Origin of the sequence: Leifsonia sp. NPDC080035 (assembly GCF_040050925.1) — a bacterium.
GTDB lineage: Bacteria > Actinomycetota > Actinomycetes > Actinomycetales > Microbacteriaceae > Leifsonia.
The window spans coordinates 24,544-48,838 of the sequence record NZ_CP157390.1 but is presented as its reverse complement, the minus strand read 5'-3'; the positions used below and the strand labels follow the sequence as shown (position 1 = coordinate 48,838).

Annotated in this window: 24 protein-coding genes and 1 pseudogene; 11 read left to right on the top strand and 14 right to left on the bottom strand. The window is 71.0% G+C overall.

Features of this window, described 5'->3' with window-relative positions; genetic code table 11:
- The first annotated feature begins 1 nt into the window (after nucleotide 1).
- From AAME72_RS00275 to ilvA, 3 genes are all read left to right on the top strand, one after another.
- A complete protein-coding gene (locus AAME72_RS00275; RefSeq protein WP_348788264.1) occupies nucleotides 2-1,054 on the top strand; it encodes an ABC transporter ATP-binding protein in 1,053 nt (350 codons plus the stop codon).
- Nucleotides 1,055-1,228: 174 nt separating this feature from the next.
- The gene (locus AAME72_RS00270; protein WP_348788263.1) at nucleotides 1,229-2,479 is read left to right on the top strand and encodes an AI-2E family transporter; all 1,251 of its coding nucleotides are present in this window, start codon (nucleotides 1,229-1,231) and stop codon (nucleotides 2,477-2,479) included.
- A 56-nt stretch (nucleotides 2,480-2,535) separates the two neighbouring features.
- The gene (gene ilvA / locus AAME72_RS00265; protein ID WP_348788262.1) at nucleotides 2,536-3,801 is read left to right on the top strand and encodes a threonine ammonia-lyase; all 1,266 of its coding nucleotides are present in this window, start codon (nucleotides 2,536-2,538) and stop codon (nucleotides 3,799-3,801) included.
- A gap of 75 nt (nucleotides 3,802-3,876) precedes the next feature.
- Here ilvA and greA read toward each other — a convergent pair whose 3' ends face one another.
- Together greA and AAME72_RS00255 are read right to left on the bottom strand one after the other, a co-directional pair.
- Nucleotides 3,877-4,368, bottom strand: coding sequence for a transcription elongation factor GreA (gene greA / locus AAME72_RS00260; protein ID WP_348788261.1), 492 nt, complete (start codon nucleotides 4,366-4,368; stop codon nucleotides 3,877-3,879).
- Nucleotides 4,369-4,476: 108 nt separating this feature from the next.
- Entirely contained in the window at nucleotides 4,477-4,878 is a 402-nt protein-coding gene (locus AAME72_RS00255) for a DUF4307 domain-containing protein (protein WP_348788260.1), read from the bottom strand.
- Nucleotides 4,879-4,988: 110 nt separating this feature from the next.
- On the opposite strand from AAME72_RS00255, the gene mca reads away from it, so the two are divergent.
- Together mca and AAME72_RS00245 are read left to right on the top strand one after the other, a co-directional pair.
- Nucleotides 4,989-5,846, top strand: a complete 858-nt coding sequence (mca, locus tag AAME72_RS00250; protein WP_348790185.1) for a mycothiol conjugate amidase Mca — start codon at nucleotides 4,989-4,991, stop codon at nucleotides 5,844-5,846.
- Complete coding sequence (locus AAME72_RS00245; protein WP_348788259.1) at nucleotides 5,846-6,160, top strand: hypothetical protein; 315 nt, start codon at nucleotides 5,846-5,848, stop codon at nucleotides 6,158-6,160. The genes mca and AAME72_RS00245 overlap by 1 nt, the downstream gene beginning before the upstream one ends.
- 131 nt (nucleotides 6,161-6,291) lie before the next feature.
- On the opposite strand, the gene AAME72_RS00240 is transcribed toward AAME72_RS00245, so the two are convergent.
- Nucleotides 6,292-7,095 carry a hemolysin III family protein gene (locus AAME72_RS00240; RefSeq protein WP_348788258.1) on the bottom strand — a complete coding sequence of 268 codons (804 nt, stop codon included), beginning with the start codon at nucleotides 7,093-7,095 and terminating at the stop codon, nucleotides 6,292-6,294.
- A 73-nt stretch (nucleotides 7,096-7,168) separates the two neighbouring features.
- Between AAME72_RS00240 and AAME72_RS00235 the strand changes: the two genes are divergently transcribed.
- The 3 genes from AAME72_RS00235 to AAME72_RS00225 all read left to right on the top strand — a co-directional run bounded on the left by AAME72_RS00235 (nucleotide 7,169) and on the right by AAME72_RS00225 (nucleotide 10,684).
- Entirely contained in the window at nucleotides 7,169-7,963 is a 795-nt protein-coding gene (locus AAME72_RS00235) for an isoprenyl transferase (RefSeq protein ID WP_348788257.1), read from the top strand.
- 38 nt (nucleotides 7,964-8,001) lie between these two features.
- Nucleotides 8,002-9,123, top strand: coding sequence for an aminotransferase class V-fold PLP-dependent enzyme (locus AAME72_RS00230; RefSeq protein WP_348788256.1), 1,122 nt, complete (start codon nucleotides 8,002-8,004; stop codon nucleotides 9,121-9,123).
- Between the two features lie 217 nt (nucleotides 9,124-9,340).
- Nucleotides 9,341-10,684, top strand: coding sequence for a PhoH family protein (locus tag AAME72_RS00225; RefSeq protein WP_348788255.1), 1,344 nt, complete (start codon nucleotides 9,341-9,343; stop codon nucleotides 10,682-10,684).
- A gap of 98 nt (nucleotides 10,685-10,782) precedes the next feature.
- Here the strand turns inward: AAME72_RS00225 and AAME72_RS00220 are convergent, their stop codons facing one another.
- From AAME72_RS00220 to xseA, 5 genes are read right to left on the bottom strand one after another with little or no spacing between them, the layout of a single operon-like run.
- The gene (locus tag AAME72_RS00220) at nucleotides 10,783-12,189 is read right to left on the bottom strand and encodes a class II fumarate hydratase (RefSeq protein ID WP_348788254.1); all 1,407 of its coding nucleotides are present in this window, start codon (nucleotides 12,187-12,189) and stop codon (nucleotides 10,783-10,785) included.
- Nucleotides 12,190-12,220: 31 nt separating this feature from the next.
- A complete protein-coding gene (locus AAME72_RS00215; protein WP_348788253.1) occupies nucleotides 12,221-12,889 on the bottom strand; it encodes a carbonic anhydrase in 669 nt (222 codons plus the stop codon).
- On the bottom strand, nucleotides 12,889-13,545 hold the full coding sequence (locus AAME72_RS00210; protein WP_348788252.1) for a DUF4245 domain-containing protein: 657 nt from the start codon (nucleotides 13,543-13,545) through the stop codon (nucleotides 12,889-12,891). Before AAME72_RS00210 ends, AAME72_RS00215 begins: the two co-directional genes overlap by 1 nt.
- Nucleotides 13,542-13,790 carry an exodeoxyribonuclease VII small subunit gene (locus AAME72_RS00205; RefSeq protein ID WP_348788251.1) on the bottom strand — a complete coding sequence of 83 codons (249 nt, stop codon included), beginning with the start codon at nucleotides 13,788-13,790 and terminating at the stop codon, nucleotides 13,542-13,544. The genes AAME72_RS00210 and AAME72_RS00205 overlap by 4 nt, the downstream gene beginning before the upstream one ends.
- A gap of 1 nt (nucleotide 13,791) precedes the next feature.
- Nucleotides 13,792-15,060 (bottom strand): exodeoxyribonuclease VII large subunit, encoded by a 1,269-nt coding sequence (xseA, locus tag AAME72_RS00200; RefSeq protein ID WP_348790184.1) that lies wholly within the window; start codon nucleotides 15,058-15,060, stop codon nucleotides 13,792-13,794.
- A 114-nt stretch (nucleotides 15,061-15,174) separates the two neighbouring features.
- Here xseA and AAME72_RS00195 point away from each other — a divergent pair, with 114 nt between their 5' ends.
- Nucleotides 15,175-16,221, top strand: coding sequence for a 4-hydroxy-3-methylbut-2-enyl diphosphate reductase (locus AAME72_RS00195; RefSeq protein WP_348790183.1), 1,047 nt, complete (start codon nucleotides 15,175-15,177; stop codon nucleotides 16,219-16,221).
- 51 nt (nucleotides 16,222-16,272) lie between these two features.
- On the opposite strand, the gene AAME72_RS00190 is transcribed toward AAME72_RS00195, so the two are convergent.
- From AAME72_RS00190 to AAME72_RS00180, 3 genes and pseudogenes are all read right to left on the bottom strand, one after another.
- Complete coding sequence (locus AAME72_RS00190) at nucleotides 16,273-17,394, bottom strand: acyltransferase (RefSeq protein ID WP_348788250.1); 1,122 nt, start codon at nucleotides 17,392-17,394, stop codon at nucleotides 16,273-16,275.
- 57 nt (nucleotides 17,395-17,451) lie between these two features.
- Entirely contained in the window at nucleotides 17,452-18,285 is an 834-nt protein-coding gene (locus AAME72_RS00185; RefSeq protein ID WP_348790182.1) for a PP2C family serine/threonine-protein phosphatase, read from the bottom strand.
- Nucleotides 18,271-18,639: pseudogene (locus AAME72_RS00180) on the bottom strand (helix-turn-helix domain-containing protein); the annotation flags it as partial. The pseudogene AAME72_RS00180 and the gene AAME72_RS00185, both read right to left, overlap by 15 nt.
- Before the next feature lie 95 nt (nucleotides 18,640-18,734).
- Here AAME72_RS00180 and AAME72_RS00175 point away from each other — a divergent pair.
- Nucleotides 18,735-19,607 carry an SDR family oxidoreductase gene (locus AAME72_RS00175; protein WP_348788249.1) on the top strand — a complete coding sequence of 291 codons (873 nt, stop codon included), beginning with the start codon at nucleotides 18,735-18,737 and terminating at the stop codon, nucleotides 19,605-19,607.
- Nucleotides 19,608-19,719: 112 nt separating this feature from the next.
- Here the strand turns inward: AAME72_RS00175 and AAME72_RS00170 are convergent, their stop codons facing one another.
- The gene (locus tag AAME72_RS00170; protein WP_348788248.1) at nucleotides 19,720-20,349 is read right to left on the bottom strand and encodes a DUF6264 family protein; all 630 of its coding nucleotides are present in this window, start codon (nucleotides 20,347-20,349) and stop codon (nucleotides 19,720-19,722) included.
- 22 nt (nucleotides 20,350-20,371) lie between these two features.
- Nucleotides 20,372-21,400, bottom strand: a complete 1,029-nt coding sequence (gene fbaA, locus AAME72_RS00165; protein WP_348788247.1) for a class II fructose-bisphosphate aldolase — start codon at nucleotides 21,398-21,400, stop codon at nucleotides 20,372-20,374.
- Nucleotides 21,401-21,652: 252 nt separating this feature from the next.
- On the opposite strand from fbaA, the gene glpX reads away from it, so the two are divergent.
- Complete coding sequence (glpX, locus tag AAME72_RS00160) at nucleotides 21,653-22,654, top strand: class II fructose-bisphosphatase (protein ID WP_348788246.1); 1,002 nt, start codon at nucleotides 21,653-21,655, stop codon at nucleotides 22,652-22,654.
- A gap of 160 nt (nucleotides 22,655-22,814) precedes the next feature.
- Here glpX and AAME72_RS00155 read toward each other — a convergent pair whose 3' ends face one another.
- Nucleotides 22,815-24,245, bottom strand: coding sequence for a DNA recombination protein RmuC (locus tag AAME72_RS00155; protein WP_348788245.1), 1,431 nt, complete (start codon nucleotides 24,243-24,245; stop codon nucleotides 22,815-22,817).
- Nucleotides 24,246-24,295: the final 50 nt, after the last annotated feature.

The window sequence follows — 24,295 nt, the reverse complement described above, 5'->3', positions numbered from 1 at the left end:
CATGTCCGCATTGGAAACCGCACCCCGGGTCGGATCGACCGTCGCCCTCGACGGCCTCGTCCGCGACTTCGGCGGGGGCGCCGGCCTCGCCGGCTTCTCGCTGGAGGCCGAGCCCGGTGAGTTCATCGCCCTGCTCGGCCCGAGCGGCTGCGGCAAGACCACCGCGCTGCGCTCGCTCGCGGGTCTCGAGCGCGTCGACTCCGGCCGCATCCTCATCGACGGCCGGGATGTCACGGACGAGCCGACAAGCCGCCGCGACCTGGGGATGGTGTTCCAGTCGTACTCGCTGTTCCCGCACCTGACCTCGGGTCAGAACGTGGAGTTCGGGCTGCGGATGCGCCGGGTCCCGGCAGCCGAGCGGCGGCGGCGTGCCGCCGAGGCGCTCGCGCTGGTCGGCCTCGACCACCACGCCGACCGGTACGCGCACCAGCTCTCCGGCGGCCAGCAGCAGCGCGTGGCGCTGGCGCGGGCCCTGGTCACCGAGCCGCGCGTCCTGCTCCTCGACGAGCCGCTGTCCGCGCTCGACGCCAAGGTGCGGGTGCAGCTCCGGGAGGAGATCCGCCGCATCCAGACCGAGCTCGGCATCACCACCTTCTTCGTGACGCACGACCAGGAGGAGGCGCTCGCGGTCGCCGACCGCGTCGCCGTGATGCGGGCGGGGGCGATCGAGCAGATCGGCACGCCCGAGGAGCTGTACCACCGGCCGGCGACGGCGTTCGTCGCCGAGTTCGTCGGGCTCACGAACCGCGTCCCCGGCGTGGTCACGGCGGGCCGGCTGGAAGTGCTCGGCCAGACGGTGCCGACGGTCGCGTCGGTCGCCGACGGACCCGTGACCGCCTACCTCCGCCCGGAGGACCTGCTGCTCGCCGCCGACGGACTGCCCGCCGAGGTGCTGACCACGAGCTTCCTCGGCGCGCTGCGCCGCACCCGCGTGCGCTTGTCCGACGGTTCCGAGCTTGCCGTGCAGCACGGCGCGCGCGAGAATCCGGTTCCGGGGGAGCGAGTGCACCTCGCGCTCTCGGGCACCCCTGTCACGGTCGCTCCCGCGTCCTGATCGCCTCCACCCCGCGACATGTGTGCGAAATGTCGCTCGGGGCGCGCTCGAAGCCAGGTTTTGGTCCAAATGTGGGGCGGCGTCGTGCGCCGAACTGGGCGCGCGCTGTGAGTTGCCGTGCGCTCGGTGAGAGCGCCCTGAGGATGCTCGCAGAGCGCACCTAGACTGGCGGGCATGGCAGACAGCGACTCCACCGGCGCCGGTCCGGTCCCGCCGGCACAGCCCGCAACGACACCGGCCCGAGCGCGCTTCCTGCGCCGGCGCCGCGACCTGGAGACGCCGGAGACCGGCCCGATCGACGAATCGCTGCCCCGCGGCGTCCGGCTCGCCGGGGCCTGGTCGTGGCGCCTGCTTGTGATCGGCGCGGTGATCGCGGTCGCGATCTTCCTGATCGTCCAGCTGCGGCTCATCGTCGTCCCCGTGCTGATCGCGGTGCTCCTCGGTGCGCTCCTGGTGCCGTTCAAGGACCTCCTGGTCCGGCACCGCTGGCCGCGGTGGCTGGCCATCGTGGCGACGCTGCTCGCGCTCGTGATCGTGGTCGGGGGCCTCTTCTACGTCGTCATCTGGCAGATCGCGCGCGAAAGCGGGGATCTGCGGGAGCAGTCGATGACGGCCTTCGACCAGTTCCGGGCCTGGCTGACGACGGGTCCGCTCGGCCTGACCGAGGGGCAGATCAACGGCGCGTTCGCCTCCATCTGGAAGACGATCCAGGAGGACAGCGCCGTCTACATCTCGGGCGCCCTCTCGGTCGGCTCCACGCTCGGGCACGTTCTCGCCGGCGCCCTGCTCACCCTCTTCAGCGTGCTGTTCATCCTCATCGACGGACGCGGGATCTGGCACTGGGTCGTCCGCGTCTTCCCCAAGAAGGCGCGCGCGGCCGTCGACGGCGCCGGCCAGGAGGGCTGGCGGACGCTGCGCAACTTCGCGAAGGTCCAGATCCTGGTCGCGTCCATCGACGCGCTCGGCATCGGCCTCGGCGCCTTCTTCCTCGGGCTGCCGCTGGTGCTGCCGATCGCGGTGCTCGTCTTCCTCGGCTCGTTCATCCCGATCGTCGGCGCCGTCGTCACCGGAGCGCTCGCGGTGTTCGTCGCGCTCGTCTTCAAGGGCTGGGTGTTCGCCGTCATCATGCTGGCGGTCGTCCTGCTGGTGCAGCAGATCGAGGGTCACGTGCTGCAGCCGCTGATCATGGGCAGCGCCGTGAAGGTGCACCCGCTCGCCGTGGTGCTGGCGGTGGCGGCGGGATCCCTGCTCGCCGGCATCCCCGGGGCGCTCTTCGCGGTGCCGTTCGTGGCCGTGCTGAACGTGATGGTGCACTACGTCTCGTCGGGTGCGTGGCGCGCCAAGCCGCCGGAGGAGTGGGCGCCACCGGCAGGACCGATCTGGGAGACGGTGCCGCGTCCGCCTCGCCGGCCGCGGGCCGACTGAACCCGGCTCGCGAACGCATACAGTCCGCGGAATATGGCCGCGAGTAGGCTGTGCGAGTGGCTACCGTGACTGATCCCACGCGCACTCCCTTCGCCGGGCCGAGCCTGGACGAGATCGAGGCCGCGCGCGCGATCGTGTCGAGGGTGGCGCAACCGACGCCGATGGAGAGCTCCCGGTACCTCACCGATGTGCTCGGCGCTCCTGTGCTGCTCAAGTGCGAGAACCTGCAGCGCACGGGCTCCTACAAGATCCGCGGCGCCTACAACCGGCTGTCGAAGCTGACCGAGGAGGAGCGCGCCCGCGGTGTCGTCGCCGCCTCGGCGGGCAACCACGCGCAGGGCGTCGCCTTCGCGGCACGCGAGCTCGGCATCCACGCCACGATCTTCATGCCGGTCGGCGTTGCGATCCCCAAGTTTCAGGCGACGCGGGCCTACGGCGCCGACGTCGTGCTGAGCGGCAGCATCGTCGATGAGACGCTGCGCGCCGCGGCCGACTTCGCAACCGAGACCGGGGCCGTCTTCATCCCGCCGTTCGACCATCCCGACGTGGTCGCCGGACAGGGCACGCTCGGGCTCGAGATCCTCGAGGAGGCGCCGGAGGTCACCACGATCGTCGTCCCGATCGGGGGCGGCGGTCTCATCTCCGGCGTCGCCAGCGCGGTCAAGCAGCGCGCCGCCCGCGAGGGCCGCACGGTGCGGGTCATCGGCGTGCAGGCCGCGAACGCGGCCGCCTACCCGCCCTCGCTCGCCGCGGGCGAGCCCGTCGACATCTCCCTCGTCACGACCATCGCCGACGGCATCGCGGTGAGCAGGCCGGGCGCGCTGAACTTCGAGATCATCCGCGAGGCGGTGGACGAGGTCGTCACCGTGTCGGAGGACGATCTCGCCCGCGCGCTGCTGGTGCTGCTGGAGCGCGCGAAGCTGGTCGTGGAGCCCGCGGGGGCTGCGGGGGTCGCCGCGATCCTGTCCGGCGCCGTGACCGCCCCCGAGGACGGGACCCTTGTCGCCATCCTCTCCGGAGGCAACATCGACCCGCTGCTCATGCAGCGCGTGATCGGCGACGGCCTCGCCGCCGCAGATCGCTATCTCAAGCTCTCGATCATGCTCCCCGACCGTCCCGGCCAGCTCGCCCGTATCGCGGAGATCCTGGCCGGAGTCAACGCGAACGTGGTCGAGGTGCTGCACACCCGGCATGGCCGCGGGATGCAGCTGAGCCAGGTGGAGCTGAACGTCTCCGTCGAGACGCGGGGGACCGAGCACCGCCAGCACGTCATCCAGGCGCTGCGCGCCGCGGGGTACGACCCGGTGCTCGAAGACGACTGACGAGCGGCCGCGAGCACGGAAAAACCGCTCGGATCCGGCGTCCGGACGAGCGGTTCTCCTGTGGTCGACTGTCGCCTACTGGCCGGAGTAGGTCTCGACCTTGGTGACCTCGACCTTGATCTGGCGGCCGTTGGGAGCGGTGTACTCCGTCTTCTCGCCCACCTTCAGGCCGAGGATGGCCGCGCCGAGCGGGCTCTGCTCGCTGTAGACGGGCAGGTCGGTGCCCGCGGCGATCTCGCGGTTGCCGATCAGGAACACGCTCTCGTCGCCGGCAATCGTGGCGGTGATGACGGTGCCCGGCTCGACGACGCCGTGGCTCTCCGGCGCCTCGCCGACGGTGGCGCTGCGCAGCAGGTTGGTGAGCTGGACGATGCGGGCCTCGATCTTGCCCTGCTCGTCCTTCGCCGCGTGGTACCCGCCGTTCTCCTTGAGGTCGCCCTCCTCGCGGGCCGCCTCGATGCGCTTCGCGATCTCGTTACGGCCGTTGACGCTGAGCTCCTCGAGTTCCGCCGCGAGACGGTCGTACGCATCCTGGGTCAGAAACGTGACCTGGGACTCCTGGGACATGATGAACTCCTTCGCGCCTGCGGCTGGCGCCGCTTCGGCAGATGGCCGGTGACGAACCGGTGGGTAAAGTCGACGCCCCGGCCTCGGCCGGGGCGTATCCACAGAATGCTAGGTCAGCCAGCAGGTGTTAATCAAACCCGTATTGCTCTGCTGCGTGGTCCTGATCGTCTCGGTGTGCGCGGTCACGCGCTTGTCCGCGCCGGGGAAGCTGACGATGCGCCAGCCGACGATCGCGAAGTCCTCGTTGAGCGCCTGGATGGCGCAGGTGACCGGTGTGCCGGGCGGGGCGTTGATGGTGAAGCTGATGTCCACGTGGTGGGCGTCGGTGATCGTGTACGCCGTGTCCGTCGCCTCGAGGTCGGCCTGGTTGTTGTCCCATCCCGCCCAGAACACCCACACGACCATGACGGCCAGGATGGCGACCGCCCCACCGGTGAGCAGCCAGCGGTCGCGGCGGCGACGGGAGGGGGTGCGGCCGTACCGCGACTCCAGGGTGGTCTCGGTGGCCATCCGCCTACGGTCCGCCTCTCGGTGCTGTCTCAGGCCCGCCGCCGGGCCGACGGTAGGCTGAGACAAGACTAGGAGACGAAGCTGTGAATCGTGCTGCCCCGAGGCGGCTGATGGCCGTGCACGCCCACCCGGACGACGAGTCCAGCAAGGGTGCGGGCACCGCCGCGCGCTACGTGGCCGACGGCGACGAGGTGCTCATCGTCAGCTGCACCGGCGGCGAGCGCGGCGACGTGCTGAACCCGGGACTCGACGCGGATGCGCTGGCGCGCGCGGCACGCGACATGGCGGGCCTCCGCCGCCGCGAGATGGCGGCCGCGCAGGCCGTTCTCGGCGTGCAGCACCGGTGGCTCGGCTACGTCGACTCCGGCATGGCGCGCGAGGACGGGACGCTGCCGCCGGACTCCTTCGCGGCGCTGCCACTCGAGTTCCCGCTCGCCCCGCTGGTCCGCCTCGTCCGCGCGTTCCGGCCGCACGTGCTCGTCACCTACGACGAGAACGGCGGCTATCCGCATCCCGACCACATCCGCGCCCACCAGGTCGGAGTCGCCGCCTACCGCGCGGCCGCCGACCCGGCGCTGTTCCCGGACGCCGGCGAGCCCTGGCAGGTGTCCAAGCTCTACTACGACCGGATGTTCAGCGGCGAGCGTCTCCGTGCCGTCCACGACGCGCTGCTGGCCGCCGACCCGTCCTCGCCGATGCTCGAACGGCTGCGGGAGATGCGATCCTGGACGGACGACGCGCCGTCGCCCGCGACGACCAGGGTCGATGTCGGCGGCTACCTCGAGACCAGGGACGCCGCCCTCCGCTCTCACGCGAGCCAGGTGGCGCCCGACGACACCTTCTTCTTCTGGCCGAACGACGTGCTCCGCGCGGCGTGGCCCACCGAAGACTTCCAGCTCATCGACTCGAAAGTGGAGACCCAGATGCCTGAGACCGACCTGTTCGCCGGAATCGAGGGGCGCGACTGATGGCCGATCTGCTGCTGCGCGGGTCCGCGTGGCTCGCCGCGACCCCGAGCCCGACGCCGACCGGCGGTCCGAACGCGGACGACGTGACGCCCGGCATCGTCGGCTTCGTCGTCACCTTCCTGCTGGCGGTCGTCGTGGTGCTCCTCGTCATCGACATGGTGCGCCGCATCCGCCGGGTGCGCTACCGCGCCGAGATCGCCGAGAAGCTGGACGCCGAGCAGGCGGCGGCTGCCGGCGGTCCCGTCGACGGCGCGGCCGGCGACGATGCCCGCACCGACAGCGGTGCGGACGACGACGACGCGCCGCGCCGCTAGCCGCCCGTCGCTCTCTCGAGGGCTGCCACCCATCTATTCGGAAGTCCTTCACGCCTCTGCTCGGCGTGTTGCGTGAACAACTCCGGAAGCGAGGGCAGGAGCGCCGCCCGCCCGCACACTCGGGCGGCCGGCTAGCCGTTGTAGGCGGGGTGCAGCGCGATCAGGAGCGTCGCCGTCCAGTGGCAGAGGAACGCCAGCACGGTCAGCGTGTGGAAGATCTCGTGGAACCCGAAGACGCCGGGCACCGGGTTCGGGCGCTTGAGCCCGTAGATGACGGCGCCCACGGTGTAGAAGACACCGCCGACGAGGACGAGCACCATCATGGCGACGTTCGCGTTCACCAGGTCGACGATGTACATCATCGCCGCCCAGCCGAGCAGCACGTAGATCGGCACGTAGAGCCAGCGCGGCGCGGTGATCCAGAACACCCGGAAGCCGATGCCGAGCAGCGCGCCCGCCCAGACGATGGCGAGCAGCAGGATGCCCTTCGACGGCGGCAGCGCGAGCACCGCGAGCGGGGTGTACGTGCCGGCGATGAGCAGGAAGATGTTCGCGTGGTCGATGCGCTTGAGCACGACCTTCGTGCGCGGCTTCCAGTTGAAGCGGTGGTAGAGCGCCGAGTTGCCGAAGAGCAGCATCGAGGTCAGCATGAACACCGCGGACGCCCACTTCGCGGGCGCGCCCTGGGCCAGACAGATCAGCACGATCCCGGCGGCGATCGTCACCGGGAAGGTGCCCGCGTGGATCCAGCCGCGCCAGGTGGGCTTCAGCTCGGCGGGATTGGCGGGCGATGCATCCAGCAGCGGGATGTTCGGGAGGTCGGGCCCCCGGGTGTCGTCGGCCTTCACGGCCGCGTCGGCGGGCGGGAGGTTCGTGGCCGGCTCCGAAAGGAACTCGGCGACGTCCTCGGGCTCTGGCGTGATTCGCGGCGTCATGGAGCAAGAGTACGGGAGGCGCGTGTCTGGATGCTGTGAGACGTCGCCGTCGCACCGCGCTAACGTAGCTGACGTGAGCAGACGGAGGACGCCCCTGGCAAGCGGGCTGCTCTATGGGCTGTACCAGAAGCGACTGCGCCGCGAGCTCACCGGCCTCGACACCGAGTCGCTGCCGCGCCACGTCGCGATGATCATCGACGGCAACCGGCGCTGGGCGCGCCAGGCAGGCATGACCACGGTCGCGCACGGGCACCGGGCCGGGGCCGCGAAGATGCGCGAGTTCCTCGAGTGGTGCGACGACCTCGGCATCCAGGTCGTCACGCTTTACCTGCTCTCCTCCGACAACCTGACGAACCGGGAGAGCACCGAGCTCTCCGACCTCATCGAGATCATCGCCGAGCTCGCCGACGACCTCTCCCGATACCGGGAGTGGCGCGTCAAGCACGTCGGCTCCACCGCGGGCCTGCCCGCGCCGCTCGTCGCCGCGCTGACCGGCGCGGAGGACCGGACCGCTGCGAACACCGGGATGCACATCAACCTCGCGGTCGGCTACGGCGGCCGCAAGGAGATCACCGACGCGATGCGCAGCATCGTCGCCGCGCACCACGCAGAGGGCGGCAGCCTGGAGACGCTCGCCGACCTGCTCACGCCGGACCTGATCGGCGAGCACCTCTACACCGGCGGCCAGCCGGATCCCGACCTCGTCATCCGCACGTCGGGGGAGCAGCGCCTGAGCGACTTCATGCTCTGGCAGAGCGCGCACAGCGAGTTCTACTTCGTGGAGGCGCTCGGTCCGGACCTGCGCGAGGTCGACTTCCTGCGCGCCGTGCGCGACTACTCCAGGCGCCAGCGTCGTTTCGGCTCCTGAGCCTTCCCGCGTGCGGCAGGATGGTACGGGAGGTTCGGATGACGAATGTCGAGGAGTTCGCGCACGGGTTCGGCGAGGAGCCGGGGTACCTGGACTACGGCCGGGTGGGTCCGGTGTCGCGGGCGGTGCGCGCGGAGCTCGCGGGCCAGTACGACATCCTCGGCAAGGCCCGGTTCGGCACCGTGGAGAGGATGCACGCGGAGGACGCGCGCGTCCGTTCCGCCGTGAGCGCCCTCACCGGCTTCCCCGACGAGCAGATCGCGTTCCAGCCGAACGCCACCTCCGGGCTCATGCACGCCGCCTTCGGCCTGACCGGCGGCGAGATCCTGCTCTCGCTCGCCGAGTTCCCGAGCGTGACCTACGCCGCCGTGCGCGCCGCGCAGGCGATGCACGTCGTCACCCCGACCTGGCTGGACACCGACGGCGGACCGGTGACGCCCGCGCACATCCGCGAGCAGGTCACCGGCAGCACCAGCGCCGTGATGGTCAGCCTGGTCGACTCGCGCACCGGCTACCTGGCCGACATCGACGGCATCCGTCAGGTGATCGGCGACCGGCTGCTCATCGTGGACGCGATCCAGGGCTTCGGTGTCGTCGACGCCCCGTACGAGGTGGCCGACGTCGTCGTCTCCGGCGGCCAGAAGTGGACGCGCGCGGGCTGGGGGACCGGCTTCCTCGCCCTGAGCGAGCGCGCCATCGACCACCTGACGCCGGTCTTCAGCGGCTGGAGCGGCACCGGTGCGGCGACGCAGACCTGGGACGAGGTGATCGAGCCCGCCCACGGCGCGAAGGCGTTCACGGTGTCGAACCCGGACCCGATCGCGCAGGCGCGTCTCGCCGCCGCGCTGGAGGAGGTGGCCGCGGTCGGCGTCGCGGCGATCTCGGACGCGGTCTCCGACCGCGCGGAGCGGGTGATCGACCTCGCGGACGAGTTCGCCATCCCGGTCAGCTCCTCCCGCAACACCGCGGAGCGCGCCGGCATCGTCGTGCTGGAACCGCGGCCGGAGCAGCTGACAGCGCTCAGCGCATCGCTGTTCAACCACGGCGTGACCGCCAGCGTCCGCCCCACGACGGTGCGGGTCAGCGTCCACGCCGGCACGACGGAGGACACGCTGGAGATGCTGCGCGCCGCGTTCGTCTCCTACGCCTCCGCCGTCTGAGCCGGCTGCTCCCAGAACTGGGGGCGATTGTTCACCGAATCGAAACGCGACACGCGGGCTCTGCGCGTGTCGCTGTCGGTGGTGCGGCGTACGTTCGACACATCGGGCACGGCGCCCGATCGAGACGGCCACATAAGTTCGTTTCGGAACCCCATGGCCGGCTCGCCAAAATATCCGCCGGCTCCAGCGGAAGCGGAGCGGCGGGGTGGGAGTGGTCGTGGCTGAATCAGGAACCCGGCAGTTCGAGTCGGCACCCAGTGGCACCCGTCAAACCGAGCGCACGTACGTGCTCGACACCTCGGTGCTGCTGTCCGACCCCAAGGCGATCTTCCGGTTCGCCGAACACGCTGTCGTCATCCCTGTCGTCGTCGTGAGCGAGCTGGAGGGCAAACGGAACGACCCCGAGATCGGGTACTTCGCGCGGCAGGCGCTGCGGAACCTCGACGACCTGCGGGTGCAGCACGAGCGCCTCGACTTCCCGATCCCGGTGGGGGACGGCGGGTCGTTGCGCGTGGAACTGAACCACTCCAATATGTCCGTCCTCCCGAGCGGGATGCAGTTGGGCGACAACGACTCGCGCATCCTCGCTGTTGCGATGAACCTCGCCAACGACGGGCTCGCCGTCACGGTCGTCTCCAAGGACCTGCCGATGCGCGTCAAGGCCGCCTCGATCGGCCTCGCTGCCGAGGAGTACCGGCACGAGCAGGTGGTCGACTCCGGCTGGACCGGGCTCGCGGAGATCACGCTCGGCAGCGACCAGATGAGCGACCTCTACGAGGAGGAGTGGATGCGCACGCCGCTCGTCGACCACCTCCCGGTGAACACGGGCCTCATCGTGCACTCGGACCGCGGTTCCGCGCTTGGCCGCATCGTCGCCCAGGGCGAGGTCAAGCTGGTCCGCGGCGACCGCGACGTGTTCGGCCTGCACGGCCGCAGCGCGGAGCAGCGCCTCGCGATCGACCTGCTCCTCGACCCGGAGGTCGGCATCCTGTCGCTCGGTGGACGTGCCGGGACCGGCAAGTCGGCCCTCGCTCTCTGCGCGGGGCTCGAGGCCGTGCTGGAGCGCCAGCAGCACAAGAAGATCATGGTGTTCCGCCCGCTGTACGCGGTCGGTGGTCAGGAGCTCGGCTACCTGCCCGGTGACCAGGGAGAGAAGATGAACCCGTGGGGCCAGGCGGTCTTCGACACCCTGGGCGCCCTGGTCTCGCAGAACGTGCTCGACGAGGTGCAGGACAGGGGCATCCTGGAGGTGCTCCCGCTCACGCACATCCGCGGCCGGTCGCTGCACGACGCGTTCGTGATCGTGGACGAGGCGCAGTCGCTCGAGCGGAACGTCCTGCTCACGGTGCTCAGCCGCGTCGGCCAGAACTCCCGGGTCGTGCTGACGCACGACGTCGCCCAGCGCGACAACCTGCGGGTCGGCCGTCACGACGGCGTCGCCTCCGTGATCGAGACGCTGAAGGGCCACCCCCTCTTCGCCCACATCACGCTGACGCGGTCGGAGCGCTCGGCGATCGCCGCCCTGGTGACGGAGATGCTCGAAGCCAACGAGCTGGCCTGATCCCCGAGTGGTGACGTGTTGTCGCAATTGGAGCTGAGGGAGCGCAACACGTCACCACTCGTCGGCACGGCCGGCCGGCCGCGCCGGAGCGCGAGGGCTCAGCCCGGGTGGGTCATGCTGAGCACGTCGAGGGACGTGTCCAGCTGCTCCTCGGTGATCTCGCCGCGCTCCACGAAGCCGAGGTCGATGACCGCCTCGCGCACCGTCATGCCCTGGGCGACGGCGTGCTTGGCGACCTTGGCGGCCGCCTCGTAGCCGATGACGCGGTTCAGCGGCGTCACGATCGACGGGCTCGACTCCGCGAACGCGCGGGCGCGGTCGAGGTTGGCCTCGAGGCCCGTGATGGTCTTGTCGGCGAGCACGCGGCTCGCCTGGGTGAGCAGACGGATCGACTCCAGCAGCGCGGTGCCCATGACCGGGATGGCCACGTTCAGCTCGAACAGGCCGGACGCGCCGCTCCACGCGATCGTCGCGTCGTTGCCCACCACGCGCGAGGCAACCATGAGCACGGCCTCCGGGATGACCGGGTTGACCTTGCCCGGCATGATGGACGAGCCCGGCTGCAGGTCCGGGATGTGCAGCTCGCCGAGACCCGTGTTCGGGCCGGAGCCCATCCAGCGCAGGTCGTTGCAGATCTTGGTGAGGCTGACGGCGATCGTGCGCAGCGCACCGGAGGCCTCGACGAGCGCGTCGCGGTTGGCCTGCGCCTCGAAGTGGTTGCGCGCCTCCGTGATCGGCAGCTCGGTCTCCTGCGTGAGCAGCTCGATGACCAGCTGCGGGAAGCCGATCGGCGTGTTGATGCCGGTGCCGACGGCCGTGCCGCCGAGCGGGACCTCGGCGACACGCGTGAGCGCCGCCTGCACTCGCTCGATGCCGTAGCGGATCTGCGCGGCGTAGCCGCCGAACTCCTGGCCGAGGGTGACCGGGGTCGCATCCATCAGGTGGGTGCGCCCGCTCTTGACGGCGGTCGCCCACAGCTCCGCCTTCTCCTCGAGCGCCACCGAGAGGTGGTCGAGCGCGGGGATGAGGTCGTCGATGAGCGCGCCGGTGACGGCGATGTGCACCGAGGTCGGGAACACGTCGTTCGAGGACTGCGACGCGTTCACGTGGTCGTTCGGGTGCACCGGCGTGCCGAGGCGGCGCGACGCCAGCGTGGCGAGCACCTCGTTCATGTTCATGTTGGAGGAGGTGCCGGAACCGGTCTGGTACACGTCGATCGGGAACTCGCCGTTGTGCCGGCCGCTGACCACCTCGTCTGCGGCGGCCGCGATGGCGTCGGCGATCTCGGCGTCCAGCACGCCGAGGCGCGCGTTCGCGAGGGCCGCGGACTTCTTGATGCGGGCGAGGGCGGCGATCTGGGCCGGCTCGAGCACCGACCCCGAGATGGGGAAGTTCTCGACGGCGCGCTGCGTCTGAGCGCTGTAGAGAGCGGCTGCGGGGACCCGCACCTCGCCCATCGTGTCGTGCTCGATGCGGTACTCGGTGTCCGCCTGGGTGTCCACCACGGTGTGTATTCCTTTCTGGGCTCGGAACGCGTCAGCGTCCGTGCGATGGGTCGGCGGCCGGTTCGGCCAGACCGACGACGATGTCGGGGACGACCCGACCTTCTTGGAGACGGTAGTTCGCGCCGACGAGGGCGAGCACATTCGCGGCGACGGCGTCGCTGATGATCTCGGAGCGCGCGAGGATGTCGGAGACCGTGTCGCGCAGGTGCTCGCGTCCGACCTCGCCCGAGTCCACCGACGCGGGGTCGACCGGCTCGCCGTCCGGTACACCGGCGACGCGGTGCACGGCCGGGACGATCGGCGCGATCAGCTGCCGGATGTGCGGCGGCAGCGGCTCGGCGTCTGCGGCCTGGGAGGCGATCGCCGAGGCGACGGCGCCGCAGGAGTCGTGCCCGAGCACCAGGATGAGCGGGACCTTGAGCACCGCGACGGCGTACTCGAGAGATCCGATCGCCGAGTCGGAGGCGACCTGACCGGCGTTGCGGACGACGAACGCGTCTCCGAGGCCCATGTCGAAGATGATCTCCGCCGCCAGCCGGGAGTCGGCGCAGCCGAAGATCGCGGCGACGGGCGCCTGGCCCTCGGCGACGAACTCGCGGCGCTGGACGTCCTGGTGCGGGTGCTCGGGCGTGCCGGAGACGAAGCGCTCGTTGCCTGCGAGCATGGCGTTCCAGATGCGGCCGGGGCGGGTCGTTGGCATCAGTGACCTTTCAGGGTGTCGAGCTGTGCGGACAGGGCGGAGGCGACCGCCTTGAATTCGGAGTCGTCGGCGGTGCCGAAGACCACGACGGAGCTGCGCCCCGCGGTCGTGGTGAGCGCGTACGCGACGTTTCCGGCGTCAGAGCCGGATTTGCGGTTGTCGTAGACGTCCCACGTCACGCCGTCGATGTCACGGGTGCCGGCGATCCTCGCGCGATCCACCTGCTCGGCGACCCAGCTGTCGTTCGCGTCGAAGCCCTGGGTGATGCCGATGAACTGGCCCTTCGGGGTCAGCAGGCCGATGTACCAGGAGTCGACCTTGTCCGCCGTCTTGGTGCGCAGCTCCGCGGAGTTCGACTTCCAGCCGGAGGGCAGCTCGGGCACGAGAAGCCGGTCGGGCTCCGAGCCCTGCGCCTCCTGGGCGATCTTCACGTAGTCCACAGGGGGAGTGGAGGCGGTGGGATTGCCGCGCGGAACCGCGATGACGATGATGATGACGAGCGCGACCGTCGCGAGGAGCGAGAAGACGAGGTTGTTGACCGTCTGCCGGTTGCGGTGGTTCGCGGAGTTCTGCGCCTTGCGGGCGGCGGTCTCCTCCGGCGTCTCCGGGCGGCCGAGCTCGGCGACGACCGCGGGCGGCTTGGTGCGGGGGCTCATTCGGTGTCAGAGGCTCCCGCGGCGCCGGACGTCGCGGCACCGGCGCGCGCCGCGTCGAGGCGCGCCTTGGCGCCGATCAGCCACTCCTCGCAGTGCCGGGCGAGTGCTTCGCCGCGCTCCCAGAGGGCGATCGACTCCTCGAGGGTCGCCTGGCCCTGCTCCAGCTCGGTGACGACGCGGACGAGCTCGTCGCGCGCCTCCTCGTAGCTGAGCGCATTGATCTCGGAGGTGGGCATGGTGTCCATTCTATTTGGCTGCCGGGGAACCTGCTGAGCGCTCCTCGGCCGCGGGATGCGCGGGCGAGGCGACCTCGTCGCCTGCGGTGGCGGCGAACGCGCCTCCCGACACCGTCACCCGGAGGTCGCTGCCTGCCGGCGCCTCCGCCGGCGCGGTCACCACGTGACCGGCCGCGGTCTGCACGATCGCGTAGCCGCGGTCCAGTGTCGCCTGCGGCGAGAGCGCCCGCAGCTGGCCGCGCAGCTCGGCGACGCGGGTGGTCTCCTTCTCGACGCAGCGCTCGACGAGCTCGACCCCGCGCGCGACGTAGCGGGTGAGCTCCTGGGCGCGGGAGTCGACGATCCACGACGAGGAGGCGAGCACCGGGCGGGTGCGCAGGTGGCCGATCCTGTCGATCTCGTGGGCGATCGCGTGCGTGAGGCGCGTGCCGATCCTGGCGCGGGCCTGCTGCACGCGGGCGAGCTCCTCGGCGACGTCGGGCACGACGCGCTTGGCCGCATCCGTCGGGGTGGATGCGCGCAGGTCGGCGACGTCGTCGAGCAGCGGCCGGTCGGCCTCGTGGCCGATCGCGCTGACGATCGGGGTCACGGCGGCGGCCGCGGCGCGCACCAGTGTCTCGTCGCTGAACCCCAGCAGGTTCTGGAAGTCGCCGCCGCCGCGCGCGACGATGATGACCTCGACCTCCGGGTCGGCGTCGAGCGTCCGGATGGCGGCCGTCACCTCGGTGACGGTGCGCTCGCCCTGCACGGCGGCGTGGACGACGCGGAAGCGCACCTGCGGCCAGCGCAGCTGGGCATTGCGGAGAACATCCTTCTCGGCGTCCGAGTCCTTGCCGGTGATCAGCCCGATCGTGTGCGGGAGGAACGGCAGGCGCTTCTTGCGCTCGATCGCGAAGAGCCCCTCCGCCGCGAGCTGGGCGCGCAGCCGCTCGAGCCGCTCCAGCAGGTCGCCGAGGCCCACGTGGCGCATGTCGGAGACCTGCATCGTGAGCGTTCCGCCCTTGACCCAGTAGTTGGGCTTGACCGCGGCGATCACCCGGTCGCCCTGCTTGAGGTCGGCGGGGATGCGGGCCTTCACCGACGACCAGATCGTGAAGCTGATCGTGGCGTCCTCGTGCAGGTCCTTCAGCTTGCCGTAGACATTGCCGCCGGAGACGCCCCACTGGGTGATCTCGCCCTCGACCCAGGCGGTGCCGAGGCGGTCGATCCAGCCTCGGATCTTCGAGGAGAGCAGCGCGACCGGCCACGGGGCGTCGAGGGTCGGGGGACCGGGGACCATCGAGACCGACGACGTCGTGTCCGTTGCCTGGGGCACCCTGGCGGCCCTCCCATCCGTTGTTCAGCGCTTCCCGCGTACGATCTAGGGGTGAGCGACGCGACCATCAGCCTGCCGATGCCCCGGATTCCCGTGAAGAGGGAGCCGGGATCGCGCGGGCGGCTTCAGGATATCCCGGTCCAGGGACAGAAGCGTGTGCTGCTGGCGGCCCCCCGCGGCTACTGCGCCGGTGTCGACCGCGCCGTCGTTGCGGTCGAGAAGGCGCTGGAGCACTACGGAGCGCCGGTCTACGTGCGCAAGCAGATCGTCCACAACGTGCACGTCGTCTCCGAGCTGGAGCAGCAGGGCGCGATCTTCGTCGACGAGGTGGACGAGGTGCCGGAGGGCGCCCACGTCGTCTTCTCGGCGCACGGCGTCTCGCCCGCCGTGGTGAACGCCGCCGCCGAGCGCGGCCTGCGCGCGATCGACGCGACCTGCCCGCTGGTCACGAAGGTGCACCGCGAGGCCGTGCGGTTCTCGCGCGACGACTTCGAGATCCTGCTGATCGGTCATGCCGGCCACGAGGAGGTCGAGGGGACCGCCGGTGAGGCGCCCGACCACGTCACGCTCGTGAACGGGCCGGACGACGTCGACTCGATCACCGTGAAGGACCCGGACAAGGTGGTCTGGCTCTCCCAGACGACGCTGTCCGTCGACGAGACTATGGAGACGGTGCGCCGCCTGCGCGAGCGCTTCCCGAACCTGCAGGACCCGCCGAGCGACGACATCTGCTACGCCACCCAGAACCGCCAGGTCGCGATCAAGAAGGTCGCCGAGCAGGCCGACCTCGTGATCGTCGTCGGCTCGGCCAACTCCTCCAACTCGGTCCGCCTCGTGGAGGTGGCGCTCGAGTACGGAGCGAAGGCCGCGTACCGCGTCGACTACGCCAGCGAGATCCGCCAGGAGTGGCTGGAGGGTGTCGCGACGGTCGGTGTCACCAGCGGCGCCTCCGTGCCCGAGGTGCTCGTGCAGGAGGTGCTCCAGGACCTCTCCGGCGCCGGCTACGCCGAGGTGCAGGAGGTCAAGACGGCGGAGGAGGACCTGATGTTCTCGCTGCCCAAGGAGCTGCGCAAGGACATCACCGGCAAGCAGGACGCGCGCGCCATTGGCGGACGCGGCCGCTAGTCCCCGGTCGGGCTTGCGCGGACGAGCGCACCCGGTGGGCCGCCCCGGCCCTCAGAAGAGCCGGCGCAGGTAGGGGATCCGCCGCGCGCCGAGACTGACGGCGAACGACAGCACGACGAGCCCGGCCCAGAAGGCGACCGCGACCGGGAGGCTGGTGGCCCGGAGCACACCGAGCCCCGGGAAGACCGTGACCGCGAGCACCAGGAAGAAGAAGTGCACCAGGTAGACGCCGAACGCGGCGTCGGAGAGCGCCGTCAGGAAGCGGGACGCGTGCATCCTTGGCTCGCCGCGCCGAGCGAAGACGCCCTGCGCGACGATGAAGACGCCCACCGACGCGGCTGCCGCGGCGGCGCCGTAGTAGCCGCCCGGTGAGACGGCCCTGAGCCAGGCGGGGGCGGAGGTGCTGGCGAACTGCCAGATGAGCTCGGCGAGCAGTCCGGCCGTGACGACGGCGACGACCACGGTCCACGCGGGCCGGAGCACGAGCTTGCGCAGCGCCCAGCCGGCGAGGAAGTAGCCGACGTACGGGATCCACTGCGTGAGCGCGTTCAGCACGATGGGGTGAGGGTCGCCGTAGGCGGTCGCGAGGCCGGACAGCCCCACCACGACGACGGTGAAGACCAGCACCGTGCCGGCGAACGCGTACGCGCGGCGGTCGCCGCCGTTGTTCAGGAACGCCGCGAGCACCGGCGCGACGACGTAGAGGCCGACGATCAGCCAGAGGAAATAGAGGTGCGTGTACGCCTTGGCGTCGAGCACCAGGCCCGCCGTCTGGGTGATGCTCAGGTGCTGGTGCTGCACCAGGACGCGGACCACGACGAGGTAGAAGACCTGCCAGAACACGAAGGCCGGACCGAGTCGCAGCAGCCGCTTGCGATAGAAGGCGGCGGGGCCGGCCGCGTGCTGGCGGGGGGAGAGCAGGAGAGCGCCGCTGACCATCACGAACACCGGGACGACCCACACATTGCCGATGTCGAGGATGGTCGCCGCCCACCACGTCCCCGAGCCCCTGATCGCCCCGTTGGTGACGATCGCCGCGAAGACGTGGATCGCGACGACGCCGAGGATCGCCGTGACCCGCAGCACGTCGAGGGCCACGGAACGGGTGCGGGCGCCGGTCGGCTCGGGAACGGTCGCCGCTGCCACCAGAATGTCGGAACGGCGGTTTGTCACCGGGGGAGAATACCAGCATTGCTGGCATTACCAGCCGGTGGCTGCGGCATCCCGGACTCAGAGGGCGCGGGATGCGGCGGGGTCGGCGGCGGCCGAGCCCCCGAACGCCGGCCGGTACTCCGGCGCCTCCGGCAGCTCCACGACGTCCGCCACCACGACCGAGATGTTGTCCCGCGCCCGGTGCTCCAGCGCCAGTGCGATGAGTGCGTCCGCGGCATCCTGCGGATTCGCGGCGGCGCTCAGCGTCTCCGCGACGAGCGGGATCGGCACGTAGTCGGTGAGCCCGTCGCTGGCGAGCAGCCAGCGGTCGCCGCCACGCGCCTCCTCCGCGGCGACGTGCAGCGCCGCCGCGTCCTCCGCGTCCCCTCCGAGCACGTGGGTCACGACCGACCGCAACGGATGGTCGGGCACGTCCGCCTCGCCGATCACGCCGGAGGCCAGGAGCTCGCGGACGAGGGAGTCGTCCTGCGTGACCTGCTCGAGCGATCCGGCCCGCAGCCGGTAGGCGCGCGAGTCGCCGGTGTGGGCGACGTACACCCGCGTGCCGTCGGAGAAGACGCCGACGAGCGTGGTCGCCATCCCCGCGAGCGCCGGATCGACGCGCACCCGCAGGGCGAGGTCGGCATTGGCGACGGCGATCAGCTCGCGCAGGCGCTCCTCGCCCGGCACGCGCCCCTCCGTCGCATCGAGCATCGAGGCCAGGCGGATGGCCACGGTCGCCGAGGCGACCTCCCCTGCCGCGTGGCCGCCCACGCCGTCGGCGACGAATGCGGACCAGGCGGAGGTGTACAGCGAGTCCTCGTTGCCCTCGCGGTAGTCGCCGCTGACGGACGCCTGCCCGGTCGCGAAGCCGAGCGGCGCCGGCTCCGCCGGGGGTTCGCCGGAGAGGATGTCGTCGGCGTTGTCCGCGATCCAGCCCATCAGGGGGAGCAGGTGCTCGGTGAGCGCCCGACCGCGGGCGGTCAGGCTGTAGTCGACCCGCGGCGGGATGGTCGGCTGCGGCGAGCGGAGCACGAAGCCGTCCTTCTCCAGCGTGCGCAGCGTCTGGGCGAGCATCTTCTCGCTGATGCCCTGCACGGTGCGCCGCAGCTCGCCCCAGCGCAACTCGCTCTGCGAGAGCGCGACGAGCACCAGCACCCCCCAGGTGCTGGTCACGTGATTCAGTACGATGCGGGACGGGCACTCCGAGGGGAGCACGCCGTCCGTGAATCCGAAGCCGTTCAGGGACGGGAATCTGGTGTCCACGTCAGTAACTTACCAAAAAGTGGGTACCTTCGACCGGGAAGTTTCGCGGCGGGACGCGGGTTGGCGATCGTGACCGACCGAAAGGAAACACACACATGACCATCGTCGTCACCGGAGCCACCGGCCACCTGGGCCGCCTCACCGTCGATGCCCTCCTCGAGCGCGGCGTCCCCGCGGCGGAGATCCGTGCCGCGGGCCGCAGCGCCGAGCGTCTCGCCCCGTTCGCGGCCCGCGGCGTCCAGACCGCCGTCATCGACTTCGAGAAGCCGGAGACGCTGGATGCGGCGTTCGCGGACGCCTCCGCCCTGCTGCTGGTGTCCGGCTCCGAGGTGGGCAAGCGCGTGGAACAGCACCGCAACGCGATCGAGGCCGCCGCCCGTGCCGGTGTCGGCCGGCTCGTCTACACGAGCGCGCCGCGTGCAACCGACACGGACCTCGTGCTGGCGCCCGAGCACGCGGAGACCGAGCGCATCCTCGCCGCCTCCGGCCTACCCGTCACCATCCTGCGTAACAACTGGTACACCGAGAACTACGCCGGCCAGGTGGATACGGCCGCGGCGAGCGGTGAGCTGGTCGGCAGCGCGGGCGAGGGCAGAGTCGCCAGCGCGTCGCGCAAGGACTACGCGGAGGCCGCGGCGGAGGTGCTCGTCGGCGACGGGCACGAGGGAGCCGTCTACGAGCTCTCCGGTGACGTGGCCTGGACGTTCGACGACCTGGCCGCCGCGATCGGCGACCTCCTCGGCCGCGAGGTCTCGTACCGGTCGGTGAGCCCCGAGGAGCACGCGCGCATCCTCACCGCCGCCGGACTCGACGAGGGCACCGCGGGCTTCGTGGTGGCGCTCGACGGCAACATCCGCGAAGGTGCGCTCGCCGAGGCGACGCCGACGCTCTCCGAGCTGATCGGCCGCCCGACGACTCCGCTGGCGCAGGGGCTCGCCGAGGCGCGGGAGCGGGACGCCGCGGCCTGACACGGCACCCCGGCGCCGCGGACCCCGGCTGTCATCGGTTCCGGAGTTGTTCACGGTGCGGCACGGCGTGTCGCGTGAACAACTCCGGAACCGATGGCGGGGGGACCGGGCGTCAGGTCGTGGTGGCCGGTGGCGTGCTGGGGGCGGTCGGCACCGGGGTCGCCGGGCCGACGCCGCTGTAGAAGTCGAGCAGCACCGGGTCGGTGGCGAGCACGATCCCCACGATCACGAACAGGGTGATCAGTGCGACCACGCCGGCGATCAGCGGGACGTAGAACGAGAGCCGCTTCTGCACGAGCAGCCAGATCGTCACGCCGAGCGAGACGGCCCAGATCGCCGCCATCGCGATCGACCCGCCGGTGATCAGCGACCCGACGGACGGGTCGGCGGTGAACGGGACGAGGTGCTGCGTGCTGTGCAGCAGCTCCATCGCGGCGGGTAGCGCCTGCAGGGTCCCGATCGAGTACGTCATCCCGAAGAAGCCGCCGACAAGCAGCAGGATGGTGAACGTCAGGTTCCACCGCGGTCCCGCCGCACGCAGCTGCGGCGGGACCGGGCGGTCGTACGGGGGAGGAGGGGCGACCGGTTCCGGCTCGGACGCGGCGGGGCTGTGCCGCGCGGTGTCCAGTCGGTCGGCGTCCTGCGGCGGATGCCAGCTCCAGCCGGGAGGCGCGAGCTCGCCGAACTGCGGGCGCGGGCGTTCGTCCCCCTGCCCGTCCCGGCTCTTGTCGTCCTCCGCCACGCGGCCGCCCCCTCCCGCGCCGCTACTTGCCGGAGTGACCGGCGCTGCCCAGCTGCTGCGTGGCCTCGACCACGCGCGCCGCCATCCCGGACTCGGCGACCTTGCCCCAGGCGCGCGGGTCGTACGCCTTCTTGTTGCCGACCTCGCCGTCCACCTTGAGCACGCCGTCGTAGTTCTCGAACATGTAGCCGGCGACCGAGCGCGTGAATGCGTACTGGGTGTCGGTGTCGATGTTCATCTTGACGACACCGTTGCGGACCGCCTCGGCGATCTCGGCGTCGGTCGAGCCGGAGCCGCCGTGGAAGACCAGGTCGAGCGGCTTCGGGCCGGTGCCGTACTTGGCGGCCAGGCCGTCCTGGATCTCCTTGAGCAGCTCGGGGCGCAGCTTGACGTTGCCCGGCTTGTAGACGCCGTGCACGTTGCCGAAGGTGAGGGCGGCCATGTAGCGGCCGTTCTCGCCGAGGCCGAGCGCCTCGACGGCCTGCTCGACGTCGCCGAGCGTGGTGTAGAGGGCCTCGTTGGAGCCCTCATGGCGCACGCCGTCCTCCTCCCCGCCGACGACGCCGATCTCGACCTCGAGGATGGCGTTGATGGCCTTGGTGCGCTTGATCATGTCCTGCGCGATCTCCAGGTTCTCGGCCAGCGGCACCGCCGAGCCGTCCCACATGTGCGACTGGAAGATCGGGTTGCGTCCGGCGCGCACCTCCTCCTCGGAGGCGGCGATGAGCGGGAGCACGAAGTCATCGAGCGCGCCCTTCGGGCAGTGGTCGGTGTGCAGCGCGACGGTGACGGGATAGTTCTTGGCGACCTCGGTGGCGAAGCGCGCGAACGCGAGCGCGCCGGTTGCGCGCGCCTTGACGGACTGGCCGGCGAAGTAGTCGGCGCCGCCGGTGGTCACCTGGATGATGCCGTCGCTGCCGGCCTCCGTGAGGCCCTGGAGCACGGCGTTGATCGTCTGCGACGACGACACGTTGAACGCCGGATAAGCGAATCCGCCCGCCTTCGCTTTGTCGAGCATCTCTGCGTACTGGTCCGGCGTTGCGATGGGCATTGCAGCTCCTCTAGGAATTCAGGTGTCGAACGGCTCTCATCATACCGAGGCGGGCAGGGGCGGCCGCGGGCGTCGCGGGTGGTGCGTGCCCGGCGACGGGGCGTGGCGTGCCTGCGCGGCGGGTGAGCCGGGAGCGCACAGGGGATGAACGTTCGTGCGCGGCCGGTCCGCGGCGAGGCGCGCGCGGATACACTGGGGGCGCCGCCGACCGGCGGTCGACAACGCCGTTCGATTCGTCCGGGAGGACCCATCATGACCAGCACCGACACCGCATCCCACTTCACGCATCCGGACCGGAACCTGGCCATGGAGCTGGTCCGGGCGACCGAGGCCGCGGCGATCCGGGCGACCCCGTGGATCGGCCGCGGAGACAAGAACGCGGCGGACGGCGCGGCGGTGGACGCGATGCGCAAGTTCCTGGGCACGGTGAACTTCGACGGCGTCATCGTCATCGGCGAGGGCGAGAAGGACAACGCCCCGATGCTGTTCAACGGCGAGCACGTCGGCAACGGCCGGGGGCCCGCGGTGGACATCGCGGTGGACCCGATCGACGGCACCTCGCTGACGGCGGCGGGGCGGCAGAATGCGCTGTCGGTGATCGCCGTCTCCGATCGCGGGACGATGCTGGATGCGTCGAGCGTGTTCTACATGTCCAAGATCGTGACCGGCCCGGAGGGACGCGGGGTCGTGGACCTGTCGCAGTCCATCGGCGACAACATCCGCGAGCTGGCGAAGGCCAAGGGCAAGCCGGTCGGCGAGATCCGCGTGGCGGTGCTGGACCGGCCGCGCCACGAGGGCCTGATCGAGGAGATCCGCTCGGCCGGCGCCGGCACCCGGCTGATGCTCGACGGCGACGTGGCCGGTGGCATCAACGCGGCGCGCTACGAGTCGCGCATCGACATGTGCGTCGGCATCGGCGGCAGCCCGGAGGGGATCACGACCGCGTGCGCCATCAAGGCGCTCGGCGGCTTCATGCAGGGCCGGCTCGCGCCGAAGGACGACGCGGAGCGCGCGCAGGGCGAGGCGGCCGGCCTCGACATGGACCGCATCTACGGTGCGGACGACCTCGTGCAGGGGGACAACACCTTCTTCGTCGCGACCGGTGTGACGGACGGCGGTCTGGTAGAGGGCGTGCGACGCAAGGGCCCGATCATCAAGACCGAGTCGATCGTGCTGCGCTCGAAGTCGGGAACGATCCGGCGCGTGCTGGCGGACCACCTGGCGGAGAAGTGGCTGGAGCCGGACCAGCTCTAGAGCGCGTTCGGTGCTGCACGCACCCCGACTGACGGCCTTCGGTACGTCTGTCCCTGCGCGAGCAGGGCCGTGACGTACCGAACCGGCACAGTCAGCGGGGCCGCGTGCCCTCGGTTCGGTCGGCGTGGGGCGACAACGTGCCCGCGGTGAGCGACGCGGGTTACGCGGCGCCGGACTCGGACTCGGCGTCGCCGTCGTGCGCGTGAGCGCGCTCCTGCTCTTCGAGCGCGAGCTTGTCGATCCCGTGCATGTCGCGCGATTCGAGGTCCCGGGTGTCCCGGTCCAGCTCGCTCACGAGCTCGAACGCCGTCAGCTCGCGCGGCGACTCCTCGATCCCTTCGAGCACGCCGATCACCTTGGACTCGTCCAGCGCATTGAGCTTGCGCGCCGCCGGGAACACCTGGCGCTCGAACGAGCCGACGAAGCCGTTGTAGTCCTTGACGGTGCGCTCCAGCGACCGCCCCAGCTTCTCGATGTGCCCCGCGGTGGTGGAGAGCCTCGTGTACAGGGTGCGGCTGAGGTCGAACAGCTGCTTGGCCTCCTGGGTGAGCACGTCCTGCTGCCAGCTGAACGCCACGGTCTTCAGCACCGACCACAGGGTGACCGGGGACGCCAGGGCGACGCGCTTGCCGAAGGCGAACTCCATGATGGAGGGGTCGGCCTCGAGCGCCGAGGAGACCAGCGACTCGCTCGGGATGAACGCGATCACGAGCTCGGGGGAGGACTCCAGGCCCGTCCAGTACGCCTTGCTTCCGAGGGCCGTGATGTGGTCGCGCACGGCCTTCACGTGCTGCTTCAGCAGCGCCTCGCGCTGTGCGCCCTCGGCGCCGGTCGCGGTCGCAGGGATCTGGCTCGCCTCGAGGTACGCGTTGAACGGCACCTTCGCGTCGAGCGCGATGCTCTTGCCACCGGGCAGGTGCACGATCATGTCCGGGCGTCCCGCGCCGGACTCGGAGTGGATGCTGGACTGCAGGTCGAAGTCCACGCGCTCGATCAGCCCGGCCGCCTCCACGACGCTGCGCAGCTGCGTCTCGCCCCACACGCCGCGCGTGCTGTTGGAGCGGAGCGCCGAGGCCAGCGCCTCGGCCGTGCTGCGCAGGCGCTCCTCGGACTCGGCCGCCGAACGCAGCTGCTGGGTGAGCTGGCCGTGCTGCTGGTGCCGCTGGGTCTCCAGCTCCACCACCTTGCGCTGCATGTCGGTGAGGCTCTCGCGCACCGGGGCAAGGGCCTGCAGCACCTTGCTCTCGGCGCGCTCGCGTTCCGCCTGGGCCTGCGCCTCGGCGCGGTGGCGCTCGATCGTCTCGCGGTGCAGCTCTTGCGCGTCGCGAAGCTGCGCCTGCAGTGCATCCAGGCGCGCGTCGGCCGCGGCGAGGTCGGCACGGATCTCGGCCTGCACGGCGGCCTCGGCCGCGCGCACCTCGGCGAGCTCCGCGGCGTGCCGGGCCGCGACGACCGCGGGGTCGATCACCGGCTCGGCGGGCACCGCATCCATCGCGCGGCCGCGCAGCAGCTTCGCGACGGCGAATCCCGCGCCGGCAGCGCCGACGAGGAGGCCGAGGATGAGACCGATGAGCAGGGCGAGGATGTCCATGCGGTCAGTCTCGCAGGGGCCGCCGACACTGGGCGGAGGAACGCCGGGAT